Below are 21,093 nucleotides of genomic sequence, written 5' to 3'. Positions count from 1 at the left end.
TTGCGTGCGCCATCGCACAGAAGATGCGTTGTGCGCGACCCGGTCGCCACGTGGCGACCGCATGGGCACGGCATGGGCACGGCCTGCGCGAGGCATCCCGCGCGCTGCCGTCAGCGCATGTCTGCACTCGCAGGCAGCTGCGCCAAGACCTGGCCCACCTGCAGCGCGGCGGCCACATTGCGCGCAGCGATGCGCACGTTGCTGGCGGCGTCGGCCAGTGCCTGCTCCACCGTGCAGGCGCGATGCACCACCGCAAACATCGCGTCGATGCCATGGCCATGCAGCAGCGCGGCGCCGTTGCCCAGGCAACCGGCGATGGCGAGCACCGGCTTGCCGTGCCGCAGCGCCACCCGCGCCACGCCTACCGGGGTCTTGCCGTGCAGGCTCTGGCCGTCCAGGCGGCCTTCGCCGGTGATGACCAGATCGGCCTGGGCGACCAACGCATCCAGCCCGAGCGCCTGCGCCACGATCTCCACGCCGGGCCGCAACTGCGCGCCCAGGTACGCCACCAGCGCCGCGCCCAGGCCGCCGGCCGCACCGCCGCCGGGCAGGTCGTGCAGGCGCACACCCAGGTCGCGTTGCAGCACATCGGCGTAGTGCTGCAGGTTGCTGTCGAGCTGGCGCACCATGCCGGGGGTGGCGCCCTTCTGCGGGCCGAACACCGCCGAGGCGCCGGTCGGGCCGATCAGCGGGTTGTCCACGTCGCAGGCCACTTCGAACTGGCAGTCCTGCAGCCGCACGTCCAGGGCCTGCGTGTCGATGCGGGCCAGCGTCGCCAGCGCGCCGCCGCCCGGGCCGATCGACTCGCCCTGCGCATCCAGCAGCCGCACGCCCAGGGCCTGCGCCAGACCGGCGCCGCCGTCGTTGGTGGCGCTGCCGCCGATGCCGATGATGAAGCGCCGCGCGCCGGCATCCAGCGCGGCCAGGATCAACTCGCCCACGCCCGCAGTGCTGGTGCGCAGCGGCGTGCGCTCGGCCGGCGGCACCAGCGCCAGGCCGCTGGCGGCGGCCATTTCGATCACCGCGGTGCGGCCGTCGCCGGTCAGGCCGAAGAATGCCTGCACCGGGATGCCGAGCGGGCCGCTGACCGTGCAGTCGATCACCCGCCCGTCGGTGGCCGCCACCAGCGCGTCGACCGTGCCTTCGCCGCCATCGGCCACCGGCACCTTGCGGTACTGCCAGTCGGGGAACACCTCGCGGAAGCCGGCCTCGATCTGGGTGGCCACCTCCAGCGCGGACAGGCTTTCCTTGTAGGAATCGGGCGCAATGACGATCTTCATGGGCACACTCGCTGGGACGGATGCATCACTGGTTCACCGCGCGTGCCGGCACCCGCAGCACCAGCACGGCGCCCAGCAGCATGGCGCCGGCCAGCACGTACAGCGCCAGCTCGGTGCTGTGGGTGGCGTCCTTGATCCAGCCCACCAGGTACGGGCTGACGAAGCCGGCAACCTGGCCGGTGGAGTTGATCAGCGCCAGCCCACCGGCCGCAGCGGCGGCAGTGAGGAAGCCGTTGGTCAGCGGCCAGAACAGCGGCAAGCCACTGACCGCGCCCATCGTGGCCAGGGTCATGCCGAACAGGGCCAGACCCAGGTTGTCGGTGACGCTGGCGGCGATGCACAGCCCGGCCGCCCCCATCAGCAACGGCATCACCAGATGCCAGCGGCGCTCGCGGCGGCGGTCGGCCGAGCGGCCCATCAGCACCATGAACACCGCCGCGGCCAGGTACGGAATGGCGCTCATCAGGCCGATCCGGGTGGGGTCGGTGACGCCGCTGCCCTGGATGATCGAGGGCAGCCAGAAGTTGATCGCATACACCCCGCTCTGGATGCAGAAGTACACCGTGCCCAGCATCCACACCGCCGGGTTGCGCAGCACCGCGCCCAGCGAGCTGGAGGCACCGGCCGGCTTGCCGGCTTCGTCGGCGGCCAGCGCGCGGGTCAATGCCTGCTTCTCCTGCGTGTCCAGCCAGCTCGCCTGCTGCACGCCATCGCTGAGCAGGAACCACACCCCGATGCCCAGCAACACCGTGGGCAAGCCCTGCAGCAGGAACATCCATTGCCAGCCGGCCAGGCCACCCTGCCCGGCCGAAAAATGGCCGAGGATCCAGCCCGACAACGGCCCGCCCAGCACGCCGGAGATCGGGATGGCCGACATGAAGACGGTCATGACCCGGCCGTGCTGGGCGCGCGGAAACCAGCGCGTCAGGTACAGCACGATGCCGGGGAAGAAGCCGGCCTCGGCCGCGCCGGTGAGCAGGCGCAAGATGTAGAAGCCGGCCGGGGTGCGCACGAACATCAGGCAGGTCGACAGCAGGCCCCAGCTGACCATCATGATCGCCACCCATCGGCGCGCGCCGATGCGTTGCAGGATCAGGTTGCTCGGCACCCCGCAGGCCAGATAGCCGATGAAGAAGATGCCCGCGCCCAGCCCGTACACGGTCTCGCTCATGCCCAGATCGCCCAGCATCTGCAGCTTGGCAAAGCCGACATTGACCCGGTCCAGGTAATTGAACAGGTAACAGACGAACAGGAACGGGATCAGCCGCCACAGGATCCTGCGGTAGGTCGGGGCCATGCCGTCGGGGGGCGGCAGGGGCCGGGAGGCTTGGGTCATCGCACGCTCCAGCAGTCGGTGGGCCCACCGGCGCACAGTGCCCTGGCACTGGCACCGCACAGGGGTCGGCGCATTCTAGTTGGCGCTTGTTCCAGGAAGCATCGTCAGCCTGCTGCCTGGCTGTGGGCAGGTAAACGCCAGTTTTTGTGCAAATGCCCAAATCCACATCAGGTGTCCCGAGCGTGTGCGAGGCTCGGAATGCTGCAGCAACCATGCTGGTGCAGAGCTGGCCGCCCCGATACAGCGCGGTCACCCGGCCAAGTGACCACCGGGCCGACAGCTAGAGCTGACGCACCACGCCCCCTCCCGATCAGCCAATCCGGCGACGCCGCAGCAGCAACGCGCTTCTACCCCAGCCCTGCACCAACAACCAAGCCAGCGCCCCACCGCCAGGCGCTATGCAGGACCAGCCCCGCACGACAAACCGCCTCGGCTTTGCGAATCCGAATCCCGACTGCCCAATCCCAGCACTACCTCCCTACTCCCGATTCCCCACTCCCCACCGCATACGCCTGCGCCTGCCCCATCACCCGCAGCAGATTGCCGCCCCAGATGCCGGCGATCTGCTGTTCGGTGTAACCCTTGCGCAGCAGCCAGGCGGTGATGCGCGGCAGGTCGGAGACATCTTCCAGGCCGACCACGCCACCGCCGCCGTCCCAGTCCATGCCGATGCCGACGTGCTCGGGCCCGACCACCTTGAGCACATGCTCCAGATGGGCGAAGAAATCCTCCTCGGTGGCACGCTTGATCGGGTAGCGCGTATCCAGGTCCTTGAGCGCGGCGCTCAGGGCCGTGCCGTCGGCGATCTTGATGTGCTCCCAGCCGCCGTATTGCTCGGTCAGCGCCTTCTCGGCGGCCTTGCGCTCGGGGCTGGCGCCGCTGTCGACCAGATAGCCACCGTAGGAATTCACCTGGATCACCCCGCCGTGCCGGGCCAGCACCTTCAGCCGCGCGTCGTCGATATTGCGCGGATGGTCGAAGACCGCACGCGCGCCGCTGTGCGAGAGCACGATCGGCACCGGCGACAATGCGATCAGCTGGTCGAACACCGCATCGGAGGCATGCGATTGATCGATCACGATGCCCAGCGCCTGCGCCTGCTGCACCAGTTGCCGGCCGGCTGGGCTCAGGCCCTTCCACTCCGGGCCCTTGGGGTCGGTGGCCGAATCGGCGAACTCGTTGTTGAGAAAATGCACGGTGCTCATCAGGCGCAGGCCTTGCGCGTAATAGAAGCGCAGCAGGGTGGGGTCGGCCACCAGCGGGCTGGCGTTTTCCATGCTGATGTACACCACGCGCTTGCCATCGGCCTTGATGCGCGCGGCATCGGCGGGCGTGCTGGCGAAGGCGAAGCGCTGCGGTTGCGCGGCCAGCAGCGTGTGGATCTTCAACAGCCGCTGCAGGCCGGCATCCCGATCGTCCAGGTGCGCGGCCACACTGCGATTGCCCTGCCCGGTATAGACCGCCCAGAAGCCGCCATCCAGCGCGCCTTCGACCATGCGCGGGTAATCCACCTGCGACAGCCGGTTGCCGGCATGCGCCTGCAACACGTCGAAGTCGGGGCGCTCCAGATTGGCCGGCGTGTCCAGATGCGAGTCCAGCGTGATCAGCCGCTGTTGCAGCGCCGTGGCGCGCGCCAGCTCGGCCTTGGAAAACTCCAGCGCGTGGCCGGGTGCGGCCACGGCCAGACTGAGCAAGATGGCGGTGCACAGGCGATGCAGGGTCATGGCAGCTCGCAGAAGATGGGGGATGCATCGATCATAGCCGCGCTTGCCTCAGCCGCTGCACGATCCGGGGATGTCGCGTGCGTGATCCACTGACCACGCGCCAGCGCTCACTTGCGTTCGAAGAACTCGTGATACGCCTTGGATTTGCCTTCCGGCGACTTGCCCACGCCATTGCGGATCAGCGTCTTGCCGTCTGCGGAAAACGTCCAGAACTCGCCGACGATCACGTCGTCGTCCTTCATCTTGAGGATCTGGTAGGTGTCGGCGCCGGTCTTGCTCACCGCGATCTGGTGCTGTTCGACCTGCTCGCGCGTGATCCACGACGTTGCCGGGGGCGTGCTTGCGCAGCCAGCGCCGCGGCAGCGCAGGCCGGTCGCGATCATCCGGCGCATTGCCCCATCGCCGGACCGGAAAGTGGGTTCGCACAGTGCATCACAGGTGCGCTGTGCACATCGCCTGACAGGGCAGCGCAACTCCAACCCGCGCCACAGCGCGAGCGATGCGCACGTTGCAGTTCTGCAAATTACATCTGCAAAGCAATTGCGCACAGTGCGTGGCTACGCATACTTGCGCGGCCACCAACGTCGGCGGACATTCCCCAGGTCTCTTTCGCCACTGCGCAGCCCTGCGTGTGTGCGGCTGCGTGTGCGCATCCCATTCTTTGCGAGAACCTCCCATGTCCACCGCATCGCGTGCCCTGCCCCGACCGCGTTCCACTCCCCGTCTGACGACAGGCCTGCTGACCGCCAGCCTGATCGCCGCCGGGCTGTGCACCGCACCCACCGCCAGCGCCGCCGGCTGCACCACCGGCACCTGGGTGGCCCGGACCAACGAGGCCGGCATGCCGGCAGTACGCTACGAGACCGCGCACTTTGCTTTCCGCTGGAATGGCGATGGCGTGCCCGCCGCCGACGTGCGCGCCGCCGGCGAGCATCTGGAACTGGTCTGGGACACCTTCATCAACCGCCTGCAATTCCCCGAGCCGGCCTGCGGCAGCACCACCAAGTACAAGGCCAGCATTCATCTGGATCCCGGCTTCGGGCTGAGCGGCGGCGTCACCGGCAGCGGCAACATGGGCATGTGGATGGCGCCGGGCGGCCTGCGCGACCACTGGGGCCTGGCGCACGAACTCACCCATGCCTTGCAGGGCCAGACGCTGGGCCTGCGCGATTCGGAGTTCACCGGCTGGATCTGGGAGTCGCACGCCAACTGGATGACTCACCAGTTGCCGGAATTCCATTCCAGCCAGGTGCATTGCTCCAGCATGCTGGTGAACTACCCGCACCTGTATCTGGGCTCCACCCGCGACCGCTACTGCAACTGGCAGTTCCTGGAATACCTGAAGAACCGCTACGGCTACGCCACCATCAACGACCTGTGGGCCAAGGCGCCCAAGCCGGGCGATCCGGCACAGCGCAGCGCCGATCCGTTCATCATCCTCAGAACCAATATGGGCTGGACCCAGTCGCAACTGAACGATGTGTTCGGCGACTGGGCGCTGCGCAACGTCAACTGGGACTACACCAATCCCGATGGCAGCGACCAGGGCGCGCTGTACCGCGCGCGTTACGGCAGCAACCTGGCGTTCGATCCGCAACGTACGCAGGACTGGGACAACCGCGATCGCGCATTGCGCCTGACCGTGCTCGATCCGGTCGCCGGCCAGGCCAATCGTTACCGCGTGCCGTTCGAGTGGGCACCGCAACGCTGGGGCTACAACCTGGTGCAGCTGATTCCCGCCAGCGGCGCGACCAGCTTCACGGTCGCCTTCGAAGGACAGGTGCAGACCGCGCCGGCCACCACATCCCTGCCTGGCCTGGTTAACGATCCCGCCAGCATCCCGCTGCCGGATTCGGATTGGCGCTGGGGCGTGGTCACCATCGACAGCACCGGCCGTGCGCGCTACAGCGCCCTGCAACGCGGCGCCAGGGCCAGCGTCAACGTCACCCGCAACAGGGGCGACAGCGCGGTGTACCTGATGGTGATGGGCGCGCCCGGCACCATGCAGCAGATCAAGTGGGACCAATCCTATTACGCGATCTACCGCTACCCGTGGAGCGTGACCCTGACCAACGCCGCACCGGCAGGCAGCCAGCCCAGTGCATCCACGCCCACGCCGGTGGGCCGTCGCCACGCCAACGGCGGCGGCTGGGTCGACAGCACCGCCAACGTTGCGTCCACCGCCTACGTCGGGCCGCGTGCACGCGTGCTGGCCGGCAACGTGCTCGGCAACGCACGCATCGACGGCCATGCCACGGTGATGGGCGGCACCGTGCAGGGCAATGCGGTACTCGGTGGCCTGACCGTCTGGCATCCAGGCGCAACGATCGGCGCCAACGCGCAGGCAAGTACCGTCTTCATGGGGCCAGGCGCCTTCGGTGCGGTCAACGTGTCCGGCACCACCCAGGTGCGTGGCGATAGCGAATTGCGCGAAGGCAGCACACCCACGCAAGGCGTGTTCTACGGCTACGCCGATGGCCAGACCATGCGCAATCCCGAGTTCGGCGCCGACCTGCGCCAGGCCGTGCCGGAGATCACCGCGCGACCGGCGGGCTGGTGATTGGTCGCAGGGCAGCGGGCAGCACTCCCTGACGGACCACGCACAGGCCAGGGAATGGCAGCGTGGGGCACCACTTCAAAGCGGCGTGCACGCCACCGCGTGGGCACTCCAACGGTTGGCAAACAACGCGCACATACCGCCGCCGCAGGCAGTGATGCCTGCGACGTCCATCACTGCCACGCCGGGCGCGCATGCCGCCCGGCGTGCACGGCACTCAGTCGCCCAGTTCGGCCAGGCGCGCGCGCACGCTCTCGACATCGACGTGCTCGCGCACATGCAGCCACTGCCGCGCCCACACCGAGCGCAAGACGATCCAGGCCCCGAGCACGCCCAGGCAGGTCGAGCCCAGCGCCAGCAGCAACGGATGCAACGGCGAGCCGCTGCCGGTCTGGAACAGATACATGAAGGCGCCGGCGAACAGCAGCCACACGCCGAACACCGGCCAGTTGCTGGCCAGCAGACTGGCATGGGGCCGCTCGATCTCGCCCAGCAACCGGGTCAGCGCCTTGCGTTCCTCATCGTCCGGTGTCATCGACTGGCCGCTCCACGGGGTGATCGCCGCGCTAGACCACGCGGCAGAAAACAGCCTTCAGATAGCGCGATTCCTGCACGTGCGCCATGAACGGATGGTCCGGACCGGCACCGGCCACCTTCAGGATCTGGATGGTGCGCCCGGAGAAATACGAGGCGCGCCGCAGCATGTCCAGAAATTCCTGCTCGGCCACCAGCCCGGTGCACGAGAAGGTGGCGAACAGGCCACCGGGCTTGACCACGCCCAGCGCCAGCTTGTTCATGTCCAGGTACTTCTTCAGCGCCGGAATCACCTGCTCGCGGTCGCGGGTCATCTTGGCCGGGTCCAGGATCACCACATCGAACTGCTCGCCGCGATTGGACGCATCGCGCAGCCAGGGGAAGATGTCGGCCTGCACGAACTTCGGCCGCACGTTGTTGAGCTTGGCGTTGCCCTTGGCGATGGCGATCACGTCCTCGTCGATGTCCACGCCCAGCACCTCGGACGCACCGCGCGCGGCCGCATACACCGCAAAGCCGCCGGTGTTGCAGCACAGGTCCAGCACGCTCTTGCCTTGGACCTGTTCGCTCAGCCACTGGCGGTTCTCGCGCTGGTCGGCGAAGAAGCCGGTCTTGTGCGCACCGGCCGGGTCGGCGCGGAACTTGATGCCGTACTCGGTGATCACCGACGCGTCGGTGGTGGTGTTGCCGTGGAAGTCGAAGCTTTCCTGCTTTTGCACGTGCTCGTCGGCAAAGCTGTGGAAGCGGCAGCCCGGGAACTGCTCGCGCAGCGCCTCGTAGATCCATTCGCGGTGGCGGAACATGCCGGCGGCGAAGAACTCCACCACCACCAGGTCGCCATAGCGGTCCACCACCAGGCCGGACAGGCCGTCGCCTTCGCTGTGCACCACGCGCCAGGCATCGGACACCGCGTCGAGCTTGAGCCAGTCGCGGCGCAGACTCACTGCCGCGGCGATCTTGCGCGAGAACCAGCCCGCATCCACCGGCACCGCCTGGTCGGTCTCCAGGATGCGCACGGCGATGCGCGAGTGGCCGTTGTAGAAGCCGCGGCCGACCCACTCCCCGTCCACGCCGACCACATCGACGATGGTGCCGGGTTTGGGCTTGGCGGCGGGCTTTTCCACCAGCTTCTGGAAGATCCACGGGTGGCTGGAGCGCCACGCATTCTTGAGTCGGACGACGGGGACTGGAATATTCATCCGCCCATTGTATCCGGCTGGATTGACGTGCCTGCCCCGGGCACGCAGAATCGGGCACAGAAGGGGAGTAGCTCCCAGCGTTGTCGCCGTCATGACGAGTCCTGCCAGCCAGGCTCCGGTGCAACGGCAACCGGCCCGGCCGGTTGTGAGCGAGACCTTCGCCGCGCAGGCGAAGGTCCGTCACCCGGAATCCACGATTTCCGTGTCACAAGGCCTCAGCCTACCGGCTGTCCAGGTCGTTTCACTTTCGGGATTCTTGTATGCAAACCATTGGCAATGTCTGGTTATGGGGCGGCTTCGCGATCGTGGTGATCGTGGCGCTGTTGGTCGATCTGGTGCTGATGCGCCATGGCGGTGCCCACAAGGTCACCTTCAAGGAAGCCACCTGGTGGAGCATCGGCTGGGTGCTGCTGGCGCTGGCCTTCAACGCGGGCCTGTGGTGGTACCTGCAAGGCAGCATGGGCGATGCGGCGGCCGATCGCATCGGGCTGGAGTTCCTGACCGGCTACCTGGTCGAGAAATCGCTGGCGGTCGACAACATCTTCGTGTTCCTGATGGTGATGACCTACTTCGGCGTACCCGAGGAGCAGCGCCAGCGCGTGCTGATCATCGGCGTGCTGGGCGCGATCGTGCTGCGCGCGATCATGATCTTCGCCGGCTCGGTGCTGCTGACCAAGTTCCATTGGCTGCTGTACGTATTCGGTGCGTTCCTGCTGCTGACCGGCATCAAGATGTGGTTTTCCGCCGGCAAGGAGCCGGATCTGGAAGCCAACCCGGTGCTGCGCTGGATGCGTGGGCATCTGCGCCTGAGCCCGCAGTACGACGGCCATGCGCTAAGCGTGATCAAGGACGGCAAGCGCTGGTTCACCCCGTTGTTCGTGGTGCTGATCCTGATTGCGGTGATCGATGTGATCTTCGCGGTGGACAGCATTCCGGCGATCTTCGCGATCACCACCGACCCGTTCATCGTGCTGACCTCCAACGTGTTCGCGGTGCTGGGCCTGCGCGCGATGTTCTTCCTGCTGGCCGGCATGGCCGACCGCTTCCACCTGCTGCCGTACGGCCTGGCGGTGATCCTGGTGTTCATCGGCACCAAGATGATGATCATCGATCTGTACAAGATTCCGGTGCTGGTCTCGCTGGCGGCGGTGATCGTGATCCTGGTCTTCACCATCGTGCTGAGCCTGCTGCGGCCGCCCAAGCCGGCTCGGCACTGAGGGGCTGGGAATCGGGAATCGGGAATCGGGATTTGGGAACAGCAGCGCCGCGTGCGCTGCTCGCATCCATGCGCACCGACCAACGCGAGGGGTCCTTGCGCCCACCGTCGCGGGACCTTACGCGGCATGGATGCTGCGTAAGCGCCTACAGGGACGTGTTTGCGGCGTGTCCCGCGATAGTGGGCGGGCAAGGGCCCTGCAGCCAATCGGTGTCGCGCCTCAGCCACCTGCGTGATGCCACGCGAGCCGCTGCGCCAATCACCGGTGGCGGAACTGGATTATCCCGTCGCCGGGCCTGCTTATCCCGCGTTCGGCGGGCTTGTAAAAAAACCCGCGCGACGCCATCCGTGAAGGCATGACACCGCATCCTGTTGCCGCCGCCGACGCCACCTCGCAAGATCGCCTGGATCGTTCCCGGGTCTTGCGTGCCTTCAACTTCAGCCTGGCCGCAGTGCTGCTGCTGGTGGCGGTGTTCACCGCCCAGGGCATGTTCGACTGGCGCGCCTGGGCAGTGGCGCCGCTACAGGCCGACGGCCTGCTCGGCATCCTCACCGCACCGCTGCTGCACGGCTCGCTCGCGCATCTGGGCGCCAACGCCGCCGCCTTGTTGATCCTGGGCACGCTGGCCGGCAGCGTGTATCCGCGTGCCACCGCCCTGGCGCTGCCGTTGCTGTGGCTGGGCGCGGGGCTGGGCGCGTGGTTGCTGGGCGAGCCCGGCAGCCGGCATCTGGGCGCCAGCGGCGTCACCCACGGGCTGATGTTCCTGGTGTTCGTGCTGGGCCTGCTGCGCCGCGACCGCCCGGCGATTGCCACCAGCATGATCGCCTTCCTGTTCTACGGCGGCATGGTGCTGACCATCCTGCCGCACGAGGCCGGCGTGTCATGGCAATCGCATCTGGGCGGTGCGGTGGCCGGCCTGATCGCCGCGCTGCTGCTGCGCCTGCGCGACCCGCAACAGGCCAGGCCGCGCTACAGCTGGGAAGACGAGGACGAAGACGCCGCCTGGGAGAACAGCAACGCCGAACGCGACGTGCTGGAACCGCCGCCGCCACGCCAGGTGCCGGTGCTGTGGCAACGCCCGGAAGACGGCTCGCACAACGTGGTGCTGCACTTCCCGCCGCGCGAGCGGCCACCGGGGGCGTAGCGCCCTATTCGTAGGAGCGCGCCATTGCCAGCGTCGTTACAGAGCGCTTGGCAGCCCGGCATCGGCGCTACTTGCGCTCGCTCAACGCACGCCGCGCCAGGCCCGGATCGTCGGCAAAGAACGCATCGATACCGGCATCCAGATAGGCCTTCAACTCGGCCAATGCACCGGCCTCGTTACGCTCGGTCACCGCAGCACTGCTGCGGTTGTTGGCGGACAGGAAATAATTTTCCGGGCGGAAGGTATACGGCTGCACCTGCAATCCTGCCGCATGCGCGTCGTGCACCAGGCGGGTCGGCGTGCCCAGGCGTTGCTGCGCATCCAGCGGAATGATGCTGCGGATGTCCGGGCCGATCGCATCGGCATAGCCGGCAACCTGTTTCAGCCCCTCGGGCGTGATCATTTGACCGTAGGTACGCGGCGCGTTGCCCACGCCCGCATCGGGCAGCGCCATCTGCGCGCCGCCGAGCAACTGCAGCAAGCGAATGTTGCTGCTGCGCCCGATCTTGCCGCGCAGCTCACGCAGGTTGCCGGTCTCGAACGACTGGATCACCACCGGCGCGGTCTGCGTGTAGGCATGCGCACGCAGGCTTGCCAGCACCTTGTCTTCCATCGCCAGATTCAGCCCACTGAAGTAACTCGGGTGCTTGATCTCCGGAATCAGCCCGATCGTGCGCCCGGTCGCTGCCGATTCGGCGGCGACAAACTCGATGATCTCGTCGAAGGTGACGATCTGAAACTGCCCGTCCCAACGCGTGCCGCGCAATTGCGGCAGACGCTCGCGCGCACGCAAGGTCTTCAATTCGGCCAGGCTGAAATCTTCGGTGAACCAGCCTTCCATCGCCTGGCCATCGATGGTCTTGCGGGTCTTGCGCGCGGCGAACTCCGGGTGGCTGGCCACATCGGTGGTGCCGCCGATCTCGTTTTCGTGGCGCGCCACCAGCACGCCATCCTTGGTGGACACCAGATCCGGCTCGACGAAATCGGCGCCATCGACGATCGCCTTGGCATACGAGGCCAAGGTGTGCTCCGGGCGCAATGCGCTGGCGCCACGGTGCGCATAGATCTGCACCGTCTTCGCCAACGGCGCCTGTGCCAACACCGGTCCGCTCATGCCGACCATCATCGCTCCCAACACCAACGCACGGTGGAACTGCATCATGCCGTTCTCCAACCAAAAAGCAGCCATCAACACCACCGCGTCATCGCCAGGCGAGCGCGGCCGATGAGCAGGGCGGGATGCACGGCCTTGCATCCCGCACCTCCGTATCGTCGCACCCGCCCGACAATCACTCGCCAGGTCTTGCCAGCCACTCTAAAACCATCCACGTCGAACACCACCGAAAATCACTAAGCAGCCACAAAACCCGCTGTTACCAATCCCCAATCCCGACTCCCCAATCCCTAACTCAGAACTTGGCATCCAAGGTCAAGAACACCTGCCGCGGCGCGCTGGCATGGAACGCCAGCTGACGTCCATTCGGATCGCTGTTGGCGAAGGCGGTAAGGTTGGACGCATAGCGCTTGTCGGTGAGGTTGGTCACGTTGAGCGAGAGCTTGAGCCCCTGCAGCACGCCGGCCTGGCCGAAGTCGTACCCGGCGCCCGCATCGAACGAGGTGTAGCCGCCGAAGCCCTGGTCGTTGGTGTAGGTGTAGTAGCGCTGGCCGGTGTACTTGCCGCGCAGGTTGATGTTCCAGTTGGCGTAGGTGAAGGCGATTTCGCTGGCGAACATGCGCTTGGGCGTATCGACGGTGGTCCTGCCGGCGGTCGGAATGATCGCGCCGTTCTGCACGTAGTTGTCGTCGTAGGTCGAGCGGTTGATCGAGGCCGAGTTGTACCACTGCAGGTAGCTGGTCGGCTTCCAGATCACGGTCAGTTCGCCGCCGCGGCTGCTCACCGAGCCCACGTTGAAGAAGCGCGTGGTGCACGCCGGCGTGGTGCCCTGCTGGATGCTGGCGCAGGGATTGAGCGAGAGCAGGCGGTTGTCGAAGGTCACGTCGTAGCCGACCAGCGAGGCTTCGAAATGGTCGCGCACGAAGCGGTAACCGGCCTCCACGGTGCGCGACTTCTCCGGCTCCAGCGCGCCGACGCTGGCATCGAACGAGGCCTGGGTCACCAGCAACGGACCACCGGCGCCGCCGCCCTGGAATGCAGCGATGTTTTCCGCGTACGAGGCGAACACTTCCTGCCCTTCGGCCAGACGATAGCCCAGACCGACCTGCGGCAGCACCGACTCGCTGGCCTTGATCGAGCCGGTCGCCACCGGCGCTTCCACCGCCAGCCCCGGCGTTTCACGCGCGGTCATTTCGGTGCTCGGGCTCTTGATGCCCAGATCCACGCTCAGGCGCTCGTCGAGGAACTTGAGGTTGCCCTGCACGTAGAACTGCCGCGTGGTGATGATGTAGTTCTGCGAGAACAGCCGGCGATCGGGATCCTGCAGGAACTTATCGTCGTTGACCGGCCCGTCGATCCAGTAGAAATTGCGCTCCACATCGTGGTGATTGCGCTCGTACCACAGCCCGGCTTCGAGGTGATGCGGGCCCAGGTTCCATCCGAGCGAAGCGATGCCGCCGGTGCGGTTGATCCAGTAATTGGTGCTGCGGATGGAGATCGGCAGTGCCTGCGGCGTGCCCGGATTGGACGCTTGCCCCGGCGACCACCAATGGCCCTGACCCTTGTTTTCGTGGTGATAGACCTGGGTGTGCAGGTTGATCGCATCGTTGGGCTGGAAGTCGCCGGCCACATAGAACAGATCGTCGTCGCGCAACGCGCGGCTCTGGTAATAGGCATCGTCGACATTGTCCACGCCGCCGCTGAAACCGCAGCGCGCCGCATTGCGCGTGGCCGGTGCGCAGTACGCCGCGGCCAACGCACGGTTCCAGTCCGGTGCGTACAGGTTCCAGTCCCAGCCCAGGCCACGCGCCATGCCGCTCTTGGACAGATACGAATAATCGGCCTGCGAGGTCCGCGAAGTGTCGGCGAATGCGGTCAGCTTGCCGCCGTCGAACTGGTACACGCCCTTGGCATTGAACTGCCGCGTGGTGGTCGGCGAGCCCGGGCGCGCCCACATGTCGGCTTCGGCATTGATACCGGACAGAGACGCCGAAAAACCGTTGTAGTCGCCGGTGTCCACGCGCAGGAAGGTGCGGCGATTGGCATCGGAGCCCACCGTCTGCGACAGCTGCCCGCCGAACACGCTGGACGGGTCGGCCGAGTAATACTGGATGGTGCCGCCCAGGTTGCTGGTGGACGCGGTTCCCAGTGCGCCGATGCCCGAGGCCAGCTCCACGCCGCCGAAGTTTTCCGCGATCAGGGCGCGGCTGATATTGAGCCCGTTGTAGTTGCCGTAGGCGTTGTCGCCCAGCGGCAGGCCGTCGAGCGTATAGCCCAGGCGCGTACCGTTGAAGCCGCGCAGGCTGATCGTCTGCGACTCCTCGTTGGCACCGAAGGCATCGTTGGATTGCACGTTGACGCCCGGCATGCGGTTGAGCAGCTTCTGGATGCTGGTGCCCGGCGGCAACACCGGAATGTCCTGCTGGGTGATGCGCTGCACCTGACGCGTTTCGCCCTGGCCGATGACAGAGACCGCATCGAGTTGCTGCACGGTCGTACCGGTGTCGGCAGTCAGCTCGGGATCGGCGGCATGGGCGGCCGGCGACAGCACGAGCGCGGTAAGGACGGCGGCACTTAACAGATGGGTCTTGGGCATGAGCGGCAGGGGAACGAGTCAAAAGATGACGGCAAGCGTGCGACAGCTGTCTTGCGTCGATGCGACCGGGGCATGACAGTGCTGCGACAGCAGCTGCGCATTGCGCGCCGCAGCTGCGTTTCGCTGGCATGCAGATGTCATCTGCGCGTCGTAATCTGCGCCCTCATCCATCCGTGTTGTCCGAGGGTTGCTCCATGTCCGATCGCATTGCGCGCGCTTGTTCCCGGACGCTGACCAGCGTCGCCATCGCGATGTTGGCAGTGGGATGCGGCAGTGCAGGCGCGCGCGACAAGGTGGCCCCGGCAGGCTCGGTGATCGCCACCGATGCACACGGCTACCTGGAAAAAGCACAGGTGCCCGACAGCCTGCGCCTGGTACCGCCGCCGCCGCAGGACGGCAGCGCCGCGCTCGCCAACGATCAAGCCATCGCCACCTCCATGCTCGCTCTGCGCAATACACCGCGCTGGGACCTGGCCAGGCAAGACGCTGCACTGACTTTCCCGGCGGCCGCCAATCACTTCAGTTGCGCGCTCGGCATCCAGATCGACCAGGCGCACACCCCGCACCTGCTGCGCCTGCTCGAACGCAGCATGCGCGACGCCAGCACCAGCACCAGCGCAGCCAAGGCCCGTTACCAGCGGCCACGCCCGTTCATGCGCAACGATCAGCCGATGTGCACGCCCGACGACGACGCGGCGCTGCGCAAGAACGGCTCCTACCCCTCCGGCCACACCGCCATCGGCTGGAGCTGGGCACTGATTCTGGCCGAGCTGGCCCCCGCACAACGCGACGCCCTGCTCGCCCGCGGCCGCGCCTTCGGCGACAGCCGCCTGGTCTGCAACGTGCACTGGCAGAGCGATGTCCTGCAGGGCCGCATCATGGGCGCCGCCACCGTCGCCGCCCTGCACGACAACCCCGAGTTCCAGAAGGATCTAGCCGCTGCACGCCGCGAGATCGACAAGGCACGTGCAAAGCAACCTGCCACTACCGCTGCATCGCCAGCATGCGATGCCGAGAACGCGGCATTGCAGACGGTGTTGCCGGGTGTGATGTAGCAGCAGGACGGCTCCGCCTCCGGGCTGTTGCTGACCTCGCGCAGTACAGAGAGTGTCGGACGTGCATCCGCGCTCTGTTGTCCAGCTTCACCGGATTTTTGTCTGATCCCGGATGCATGTCGTTCCACCGACACAGACTGGCCGCAGGCGCAACAGCCAAATCAACCACGCGCTGATCGAGACCACTTGGCCTCGCTCATTCTGCGCGCACGCCGCCGACCGCTTGCACGAGTTCCGCAGGATCAATGCAGCACATCGCTGCCGACCGGGATCCGGCGTAGCGCTGGCACGTTCACGGCAATCGCCGTCTCACTGCCGCCCGCACTGTTAAGACCCTTCGCAACTTAGCTGCGCCTCGCTGATCGGTCAGCTCATGACTATTGGGAGAGCGAGTACCTGTTGTCTATACAGACTCGGGACGCGGACGACACCCGTATTCAACCGGGCCAGCAGCCGCTACACGAAACGGATCAGCAAGTCCTGGTCCGTAAGCCCTGTTTCACTAAAAAGTTCCCGAGAAATGACACAGCCGTAAATCTTGGGTTAATCTTCAGACACCCTTCAGGAAGGTGACGAGCTGGGCTGGTCGGCGTCCTTCGAAGGGGCTCCCCCCTCAACTGCGGCAATGCAGTTGGGTTCTACGGTTTGCAGTCGTTGTGGCGGTACTTCATCAGGAGAGAGAGGAATGACACGTCCAGGGGTTCGTAGGTCTTTGTCGAAGAACATCGCACGCAGTGCCTTGAGCATTGCACTAAGCATGTGCGTTGCCGGCGGTGTGCAAGCACAGAGCGCGGTTGGCTCCATTTTTGGTAGCGGGCAGCCAGGCAGCACCATTGCCATCCAAAGCCCCCAGACGGGTGTAAGCCGCTCGGCCACCGCCGCTGCCGATGGCCGATTCACCTTCAGCCAGCTGCCTCCGGGCAAGTACGTCATCACCTCGGATGGCGTAACCCGCGAGGTCGAGGTCAAGGTCGGTAGCGGCTCGCAAGTGCTTCTGAACAATGACGCGACGACCCTGGACAGGGTCGAAGTGTTAGGCCAACGTGCGTTCAACCCGATCGACGTGTCCTCGGTTGAATCCACCACGGTATTCACGGCCGAACAGATGATCTCGCTGCCCGTGGCCAGCGATGTCTCCTCGGTCGCCTTGTTAGCGCCTGGCGCAGTCAGAGGCGACAGCGGTCTGGGCGCAGGAAATCTCGCCTCGTTCGGCGGTTCGTCGGTGGCCGAGAACGGCTATTACATCAACGGCTTCGACGTGACCAACATGCGCACGTTCCTGTCCTTCGCCAACGTGCCCTTCCAGGGCATTGGCCAGCTGCAGGTCAAAACCGGCGGTTATGGTGCTGAGTATGGGCGCTCGCTGGGTGGCATTATCAGCATCGTGACCAAGTCCGGTTCCAACGACTGGCATTATGGCGGTAGCGTCGAATGGGAGCCGGATTGGGGACGGGCTTCCGGGAAGAACGTGCGTGAGCGCGATCCAGATGCGGCAGACCCGTTGTACCAGTACCGCAGCGACAATCAATTCGACAGTACCATTTATTCGGCGTATGCCAGTGGCCCGCTTATCAAAGACAGGCTGTTCTTCTTCGCCTTGGCCGAAGGCCGTAGCGAAACCGACGACACGTTCGGAGCATTGACGAGCCAACGGACTCGCGACAGCACACCGCAAGGATTGGTCAAGCTAGACTGGTACATCAACGACAGCAATCTGGTCGAGTTCACCGGCATCTATAACCAGGCCAAGACCAAGTACAGCACCTATGAGTACAATCTCGATGCCAACGGCGAAAACCGTTACAACGTCGGCCGGCACGAAGCGCCAATCGAACGGTATGAGATGGAAAATGGCGGCAAGGTCGGCATCCTTAAATACACTGGCTATTTCACCGACAACTTCACCCTGTCAGCGCAATACGGCTATTTGAGCAACCTCATCAACTCGCGCCTGCCAGCCAACCCAGCCGGCGGGGAATGCCCATGGGCGTATAGCTTCGGACTGACCACCAGCGTGGTGGACCGCTACATCGGCTGCAACCCGGGAACCATCTCGACCATCGCCGATTTGAATGCCGAACCGGACGAAGACATCCGTAAGGCATTCCGTGTCGACGGTGAATGGGTGTTGGGCGACCATCGCATACGCTTCGGTGCCGATCAGGAAAAATACGAATCCAGCCACCGCGGTCAGACCTATGCTGGCGGCATCAACTGGGCGTACTACACGGTCCCCGGCAGTTCGGTGGCAACTGGTGCATTTGCCGGGCAGCCAGGCCGGACAGTCAACGGTCAATTGGTCCCACGTGGGGCCCTCTACGCCCGTTCGCGCGTTTATCAGACCAGCAGTTCCAGTTACGAAAATATCAATAGCGCGTTCTATGTCGAAGATAATTGGCAAGTGACAGAAAACTTCCTCGCGGTGCTCGGTCTGCGCGGAGAGAAGTTCGAAAACAAGAATGGCGACGGTATTGCCTGGGTAGAATCGGATTACAAACTGGCACCACGGCTTGGTTTCTCGTGGGACGTGCTGGGCGATGCCAGCCTGAAGCTGTTCGGAACCGCCGGTCGGTACTACATTCCGGTCGCCACGAACTCAAGCATCCGTGCAACGGGTGCGGAATCCACGGTCTCCAACTGGTACTTCGTCAACGGCTGGAGTGAAGCAGACGGCACGCCGGTCGGCCAGGGCGCGCAGATCGGTGCGACCCAGACCAACGGCTCGCTGGTTGCGCCAAACCCGGCTTCAGTTGCATCCACCAATCTTTCGCCCATGTATCAGGACGAAGTGATTCTGGGCGGGCAGCTGCAACTAACAGAAAACTGGATGGCGGGTGTGCGAATGATCCGTCGCGAAGTGAAGTCCGGCATGGACGATACCTGCACGACCAATCCGTGGATCGATTGGGCAGCAGATAATGGCTTTACCGACTTCGATCCGAGCTCGGTCCCGAGCTGCTACTTCCTGAATCCGGGTAGTGATGTCACCATCAATGTCGACTTGAACGGCGATGGCGAACTTGAACTCGCGACGTTGCCAGCTTCTTATCTTGGCCTGCCCGAATACCGCCGCCTCCACACTGCATTGGAGTTCTTCTGGGAGCGCACCGGCGAGAAGTTCAACTTCCAGGGTTCCTACACGTTTGCCAGAACGCGCGGCAATGTGGAGGGCTACGTCAATTCCACCCTGGAACAAGAAGATCCGGGCCTGACACAGGACTTCGACCACCGTCTGTTCACCGACGGCACCTATGGGCCGACACCAAACGATCGCCAGCACACCCTCAAGCTGTTCGGTGCCTACAACCTGACACCGGAATGGCAATTCGGCGGCAACCTGGTTCTGCAGTCCGGGCGCCCGGTCAACTGCCAAGGCTATATCCCATTGGACGACATTCCTCAGCCCGACCAGGGGACACTGAGCGGGTACAGCGGCTCGAGCTTCTACTGCTTGAATGCCGAGGGCACGCGCGTGCTGCGTCAGCGTGGTGACGAAGGGCGAACACCTTGGACCTGGACGTTCGATCTGGCAGCGGCTTACATCCCCAACTGGGCCGACAACAAGCTGCGTATCAAGCTCGATGTCTTCAACCTCTTCAACAACGACAGGGTTACCGAGTACAACGAGTTCAGTGAGGCGTCTCGCGACGTGATCAGCCCGAACTATTTGAACGACGTCAATTATCAGACTCCGCGCTCGTTCCGTTTGACCGCACGCTACGATTTCTGATTGTTCGCTGGTTAAATGACTGCATTACCAAATCCGGCCTCGAAAGAGGCCGGATTTTTTTGGCCTAGGCAGTACCGGATTCATCTCTGCACGTGGTGCCGCGCAGCGTCACTTGCCGATACAAAAGCTCGAAAAGATCTTGCCCAGCAATTCGTCGGCGCTCAGCTTGCCGGTGATCTCGCCGAGTGCTTCCTGTGCCAGGCGCAATTCTTCGGCGGCCAGTTCGAGTTGTTCGAAACCCAGCTCCAGATCCGCTGCGTCCGCATGCTGTTCGGCGCGACGCAATGCCTCGACATGCCGCGTGCGTGCGGAGAATTCGCCTTCCACGCTGTCCGCTCCGTCGCCCAGTGCGAGTTCGCGCAGCCTGGCGTGCAACTGCTCCAGTCCCTGCCCGGTCACTGCCGAGATCGCGATCGCATCGCGATCGAGCGCTGCGGGTTCGGCCAGCAGGTCGCATTTGTTGTGGATCCACAGTTGACGCGGCACCGTATCGATGGCATCGCCGATCGCCTCGCGCGCGGCTTGCGGGTTGCGCGCATCCAGCACCACCAGCGCCAGATCGGCGCGCTGCAGTTCGGCACGCGCGCGACGCATGCCTTCGCGCTCGATCGCATCGCCGCCCTCGCGCAGGCCGGCGGTGTCGACCAACATGAGTTCGAAACCATCGAGCTGGATGGCTTCCTGCAAGGTATCGCGGGTGGTGCCGGCGACATCGGTGACGATGGCGCGCTCGCTGCGGGCCAATGCATTGAGCAACGAACTCTTGCCCGCGTTGGGCGGGCCGATCAGCACCGCGTGCAGGCCGTCGCGCAGCTTGCGCCCGCGCTCGGCATCGCGCAGCAGTTGCGTCAGCAGTGCGCGCGCCTGCTGTAGCCCGTCGCGCACCTGCGCCCCGCCCAGGGTATCGAGCGGCTCGTCGGCAAAGTCGATCGCCGCTTCCACGTGGATACGCAGCCGGGTGAGGCTGTCGCTAAGCGCATCGACACGTTGCGAAAACACACCGTCCAAGGATCTGCGCGCGGCACGTGCCGCACGCAGGTCGCCGGCGGCGATCAGATCGGCGATGGCTTCGGCCTGCGCCAGATCGAGTTTGCCGTTGAGAAAGGCACGCTCGCTGAACTCGCCCGCGCGCGCCTGCCGCGCACCCAGTGCAATGCAACGCGCCACCAGCTGCCGCAACAGCACCGGGCTGCCGTGTCCCTGCAGCTCCACCACGTCTTCGCCGGTAAAGCTGCGCGGTGACTGGAACCACAGCGCGATGCCATCGTCGATCACCTCGCCCTGCCCATCGCGAAAGCGTGCGTACCGCGCCTGCCGAGGCTGCAACTGCGCAACGCCCAGCCCGGCGGCAATCTGCGCCGCCTGCGGCCCGGACAGGCGTACGATGCCCACCCCACCGGCTCCTGCAGCACTGGCGATGGCAACGATGGTAGAAGTGGAAGACGACATCGGCATTGCTCTGAGGTGGATTGAAGAAGACAAGCGCGGCGATGCAGCGACTGCGCGACCGGCAGCGGCATCGTGCCGATGCCCGGGTCCCTGGTGTATCAACGCCTCCATCGCGGCACGCGTGCTCCTGGCGACTGTTCGCAACGATGTGTCAGCCG

At 65.3% G+C, this 21,093-nt stretch carries 14 protein-coding genes; 5 read left to right on the top strand and 9 right to left on the bottom strand.

All coding sequences use genetic code 11. From position 1 onward, the window contains the following. Positions 1–110: 110 nt before the first annotated feature. The 4 genes from FHT09_RS16780 to FHT09_RS16765 all read right to left on the bottom strand — a co-directional run bounded on the left by FHT09_RS16780 (position 111) and on the right by FHT09_RS16765 (position 4,732). Positions 111–1,280: a glycerate kinase gene (locus FHT09_RS16780; RefSeq protein ID WP_104606862.1), complete on the bottom strand. Its 1,170-nt coding sequence runs from the start codon at positions 1,278–1,280 to the stop codon at positions 111–113. A 25-nt stretch (positions 1,281–1,305) separates the two neighbouring features. After that, complete coding sequence (locus tag FHT09_RS16775) at positions 1,306–2,616, bottom strand: MFS transporter (protein WP_184417033.1); 1,311 nt, start codon at positions 2,614–2,616, stop codon at positions 1,306–1,308. Between the two features lie 470 nt (positions 2,617–3,086). Next, a complete protein-coding gene (locus FHT09_RS16770) occupies positions 3,087–4,340 on the bottom strand; it encodes a dipeptidase (protein WP_104606860.1) in 1,254 nt (417 codons plus the stop codon). 107 nt (positions 4,341–4,447) lie between these two features. Next, the gene (locus FHT09_RS16765) at positions 4,448–4,732 is read right to left on the bottom strand and encodes a hypothetical protein (protein ID WP_258077250.1); all 285 of its coding nucleotides are present in this window, start codon (positions 4,730–4,732) and stop codon (positions 4,448–4,450) included. Positions 4,733–5,016: 284 nt separating this feature from the next. Here FHT09_RS16765 and FHT09_RS16760 point away from each other — a divergent pair, with 284 nt between their 5' ends. Further along, complete coding sequence (locus tag FHT09_RS16760) at positions 5,017–6,900, top strand: Svx/AvrXca family virulence/avirulence protein (RefSeq protein WP_104606859.1); 1,884 nt, start codon at positions 5,017–5,019, stop codon at positions 6,898–6,900. 214 nt (positions 6,901–7,114) lie between these two features. Here FHT09_RS16760 and FHT09_RS16755 read toward each other — a convergent pair whose 3' ends face one another. Both FHT09_RS16755 and FHT09_RS16750 read right to left on the bottom strand, forming a co-directional pair. Then, a complete protein-coding gene (locus FHT09_RS16755; protein WP_104606858.1) occupies positions 7,115–7,432 on the bottom strand; it encodes a hypothetical protein in 318 nt (105 codons plus the stop codon). A gap of 31 nt (positions 7,433–7,463) precedes the next feature. Next, positions 7,464–8,630, bottom strand: a complete 1,167-nt coding sequence (locus FHT09_RS16750) for a class I SAM-dependent rRNA methyltransferase (RefSeq protein ID WP_104606857.1) — start codon at positions 8,628–8,630, stop codon at positions 7,464–7,466. A 260-nt stretch (positions 8,631–8,890) separates the two neighbouring features. On the opposite strand from FHT09_RS16750, the gene FHT09_RS16745 reads away from it, so the two are divergent. Further along, the gene (locus FHT09_RS16745; RefSeq protein ID WP_104535370.1) at positions 8,891–9,847 is read left to right on the top strand and encodes a TerC family protein; all 957 of its coding nucleotides are present in this window, start codon (positions 8,891–8,893) and stop codon (positions 9,845–9,847) included. A 355-nt stretch (positions 9,848–10,202) separates the two neighbouring features. Continuing rightward, positions 10,203–10,991, top strand: a complete 789-nt coding sequence (locus FHT09_RS16740) for a rhomboid family intramembrane serine protease (protein ID WP_104606856.1) — start codon at positions 10,203–10,205, stop codon at positions 10,989–10,991. Positions 10,992–11,058: 67 nt separating this feature from the next. On the opposite strand, the gene FHT09_RS16735 is transcribed toward FHT09_RS16740, so the two are convergent. Both FHT09_RS16735 and FHT09_RS16730 read right to left on the bottom strand, forming a co-directional pair. Then, entirely contained in the window at positions 11,059–12,153 is a 1,095-nt protein-coding gene (locus tag FHT09_RS16735; protein ID WP_104606878.1) for a glycerophosphodiester phosphodiesterase, read from the bottom strand. A gap of 247 nt (positions 12,154–12,400) precedes the next feature. Beyond that, positions 12,401–14,701 (bottom strand): TonB-dependent receptor, encoded by a 2,301-nt coding sequence (locus FHT09_RS16730; protein WP_104606855.1) that lies wholly within the window; start codon positions 14,699–14,701, stop codon positions 12,401–12,403. 194 nt (positions 14,702–14,895) lie between these two features. Here FHT09_RS16730 and FHT09_RS16725 point away from each other — a divergent pair, with 194 nt between their 5' ends. Further along, positions 14,896–15,756, top strand: coding sequence for a phosphatase PAP2 family protein (locus FHT09_RS16725; protein ID WP_104536592.1), 861 nt, complete (start codon positions 14,896–14,898; stop codon positions 15,754–15,756). Between the two features lie 685 nt (positions 15,757–16,441). Further along, complete coding sequence (locus tag FHT09_RS16720) at positions 16,442–19,486, top strand: TonB-dependent receptor (RefSeq protein WP_104536593.1); 3,045 nt, start codon at positions 16,442–16,444, stop codon at positions 19,484–19,486. 108 nt (positions 19,487–19,594) lie between these two features. Here FHT09_RS16720 and mnmE read toward each other — a convergent pair whose 3' ends face one another. Then, positions 19,595–20,935, bottom strand: a complete 1,341-nt coding sequence (gene mnmE / locus FHT09_RS16715; RefSeq protein WP_104606877.1) for a tRNA uridine-5-carboxymethylaminomethyl(34) synthesis GTPase MnmE — start codon at positions 20,933–20,935, stop codon at positions 19,595–19,597. Positions 20,936–21,093: the final 158 nt, after the last annotated feature.

Source organism: Xanthomonas sp. CFBP 8152, assembly GCF_014199025.1.
Taxonomy (GTDB): domain Bacteria; phylum Pseudomonadota; class Gammaproteobacteria; order Xanthomonadales; family Xanthomonadaceae; genus Xanthomonas; species Xanthomonas arboricola_B.
This window is presented reverse-complemented; position numbering and strand designations above follow the sequence as displayed.

Bases quoted from the DNA above. Each gene is read 5' to 3' on its own strand.
- FHT09_RS16780 (WP_104606862.1), bottom strand. From the start codon at position 1,280: ATGAAGATCGTCATTGCGCCCGATTCCTACAAGGAAAGCCTGTCCGCG.
- FHT09_RS16775 (WP_184417033.1), bottom strand. From the start codon at position 2,616: ATGACCCAAGCCTCCCGGCCCCTGCCGCCCCCCGACGGCATGGCCCCG.
- FHT09_RS16770 (WP_104606860.1), bottom strand. From the start codon at position 4,340: ATGACCCTGCATCGCCTGTGCACCGCCATCTTGCTCAGTCTGGCCGTG.
- FHT09_RS16765 (WP_258077250.1), bottom strand. From the start codon at position 4,732: ATGCGCCGGATGATCGCGACCGGCCTGCGCTGCCGCGGCGCTGGCTGC.
- FHT09_RS16760 (WP_104606859.1), top strand. From the start codon at position 5,017: ATGTCCACCGCATCGCGTGCCCTGCCCCGACCGCGTTCCACTCCCCGT.
- FHT09_RS16755 (WP_104606858.1), bottom strand. From the start codon at position 7,432: ATGACACCGGACGATGAGGAACGCAAGGCGCTGACCCGGTTGCTGGGC.
- FHT09_RS16750 (WP_104606857.1), bottom strand. From the start codon at position 8,630: ATGAATATTCCAGTCCCCGTCGTCCGACTCAAGAATGCGTGGCGCTCC.
- FHT09_RS16745 (WP_104535370.1), top strand. From the start codon at position 8,891: ATGCAAACCATTGGCAATGTCTGGTTATGGGGCGGCTTCGCGATCGTG.
- FHT09_RS16740 (WP_104606856.1), top strand. From the start codon at position 10,203: ATGACACCGCATCCTGTTGCCGCCGCCGACGCCACCTCGCAAGATCGC.
- FHT09_RS16735 (WP_104606878.1), bottom strand. From the start codon at position 12,153: ATGATGCAGTTCCACCGTGCGTTGGTGTTGGGAGCGATGATGGTCGGC.
- FHT09_RS16730 (WP_104606855.1), bottom strand. From the start codon at position 14,701: ATGCCCAAGACCCATCTGTTAAGTGCCGCCGTCCTTACCGCGCTCGTG.
- FHT09_RS16725 (WP_104536592.1), top strand. From the start codon at position 14,896: ATGTCCGATCGCATTGCGCGCGCTTGTTCCCGGACGCTGACCAGCGTC.
- FHT09_RS16720 (WP_104536593.1), top strand. From the start codon at position 16,442: ATGACACGTCCAGGGGTTCGTAGGTCTTTGTCGAAGAACATCGCACGC.
- mnmE (WP_104606877.1), bottom strand. From the start codon at position 20,935: ATGTCGTCTTCCACTTCTACCATCGTTGCCATCGCCAGTGCTGCAGGA.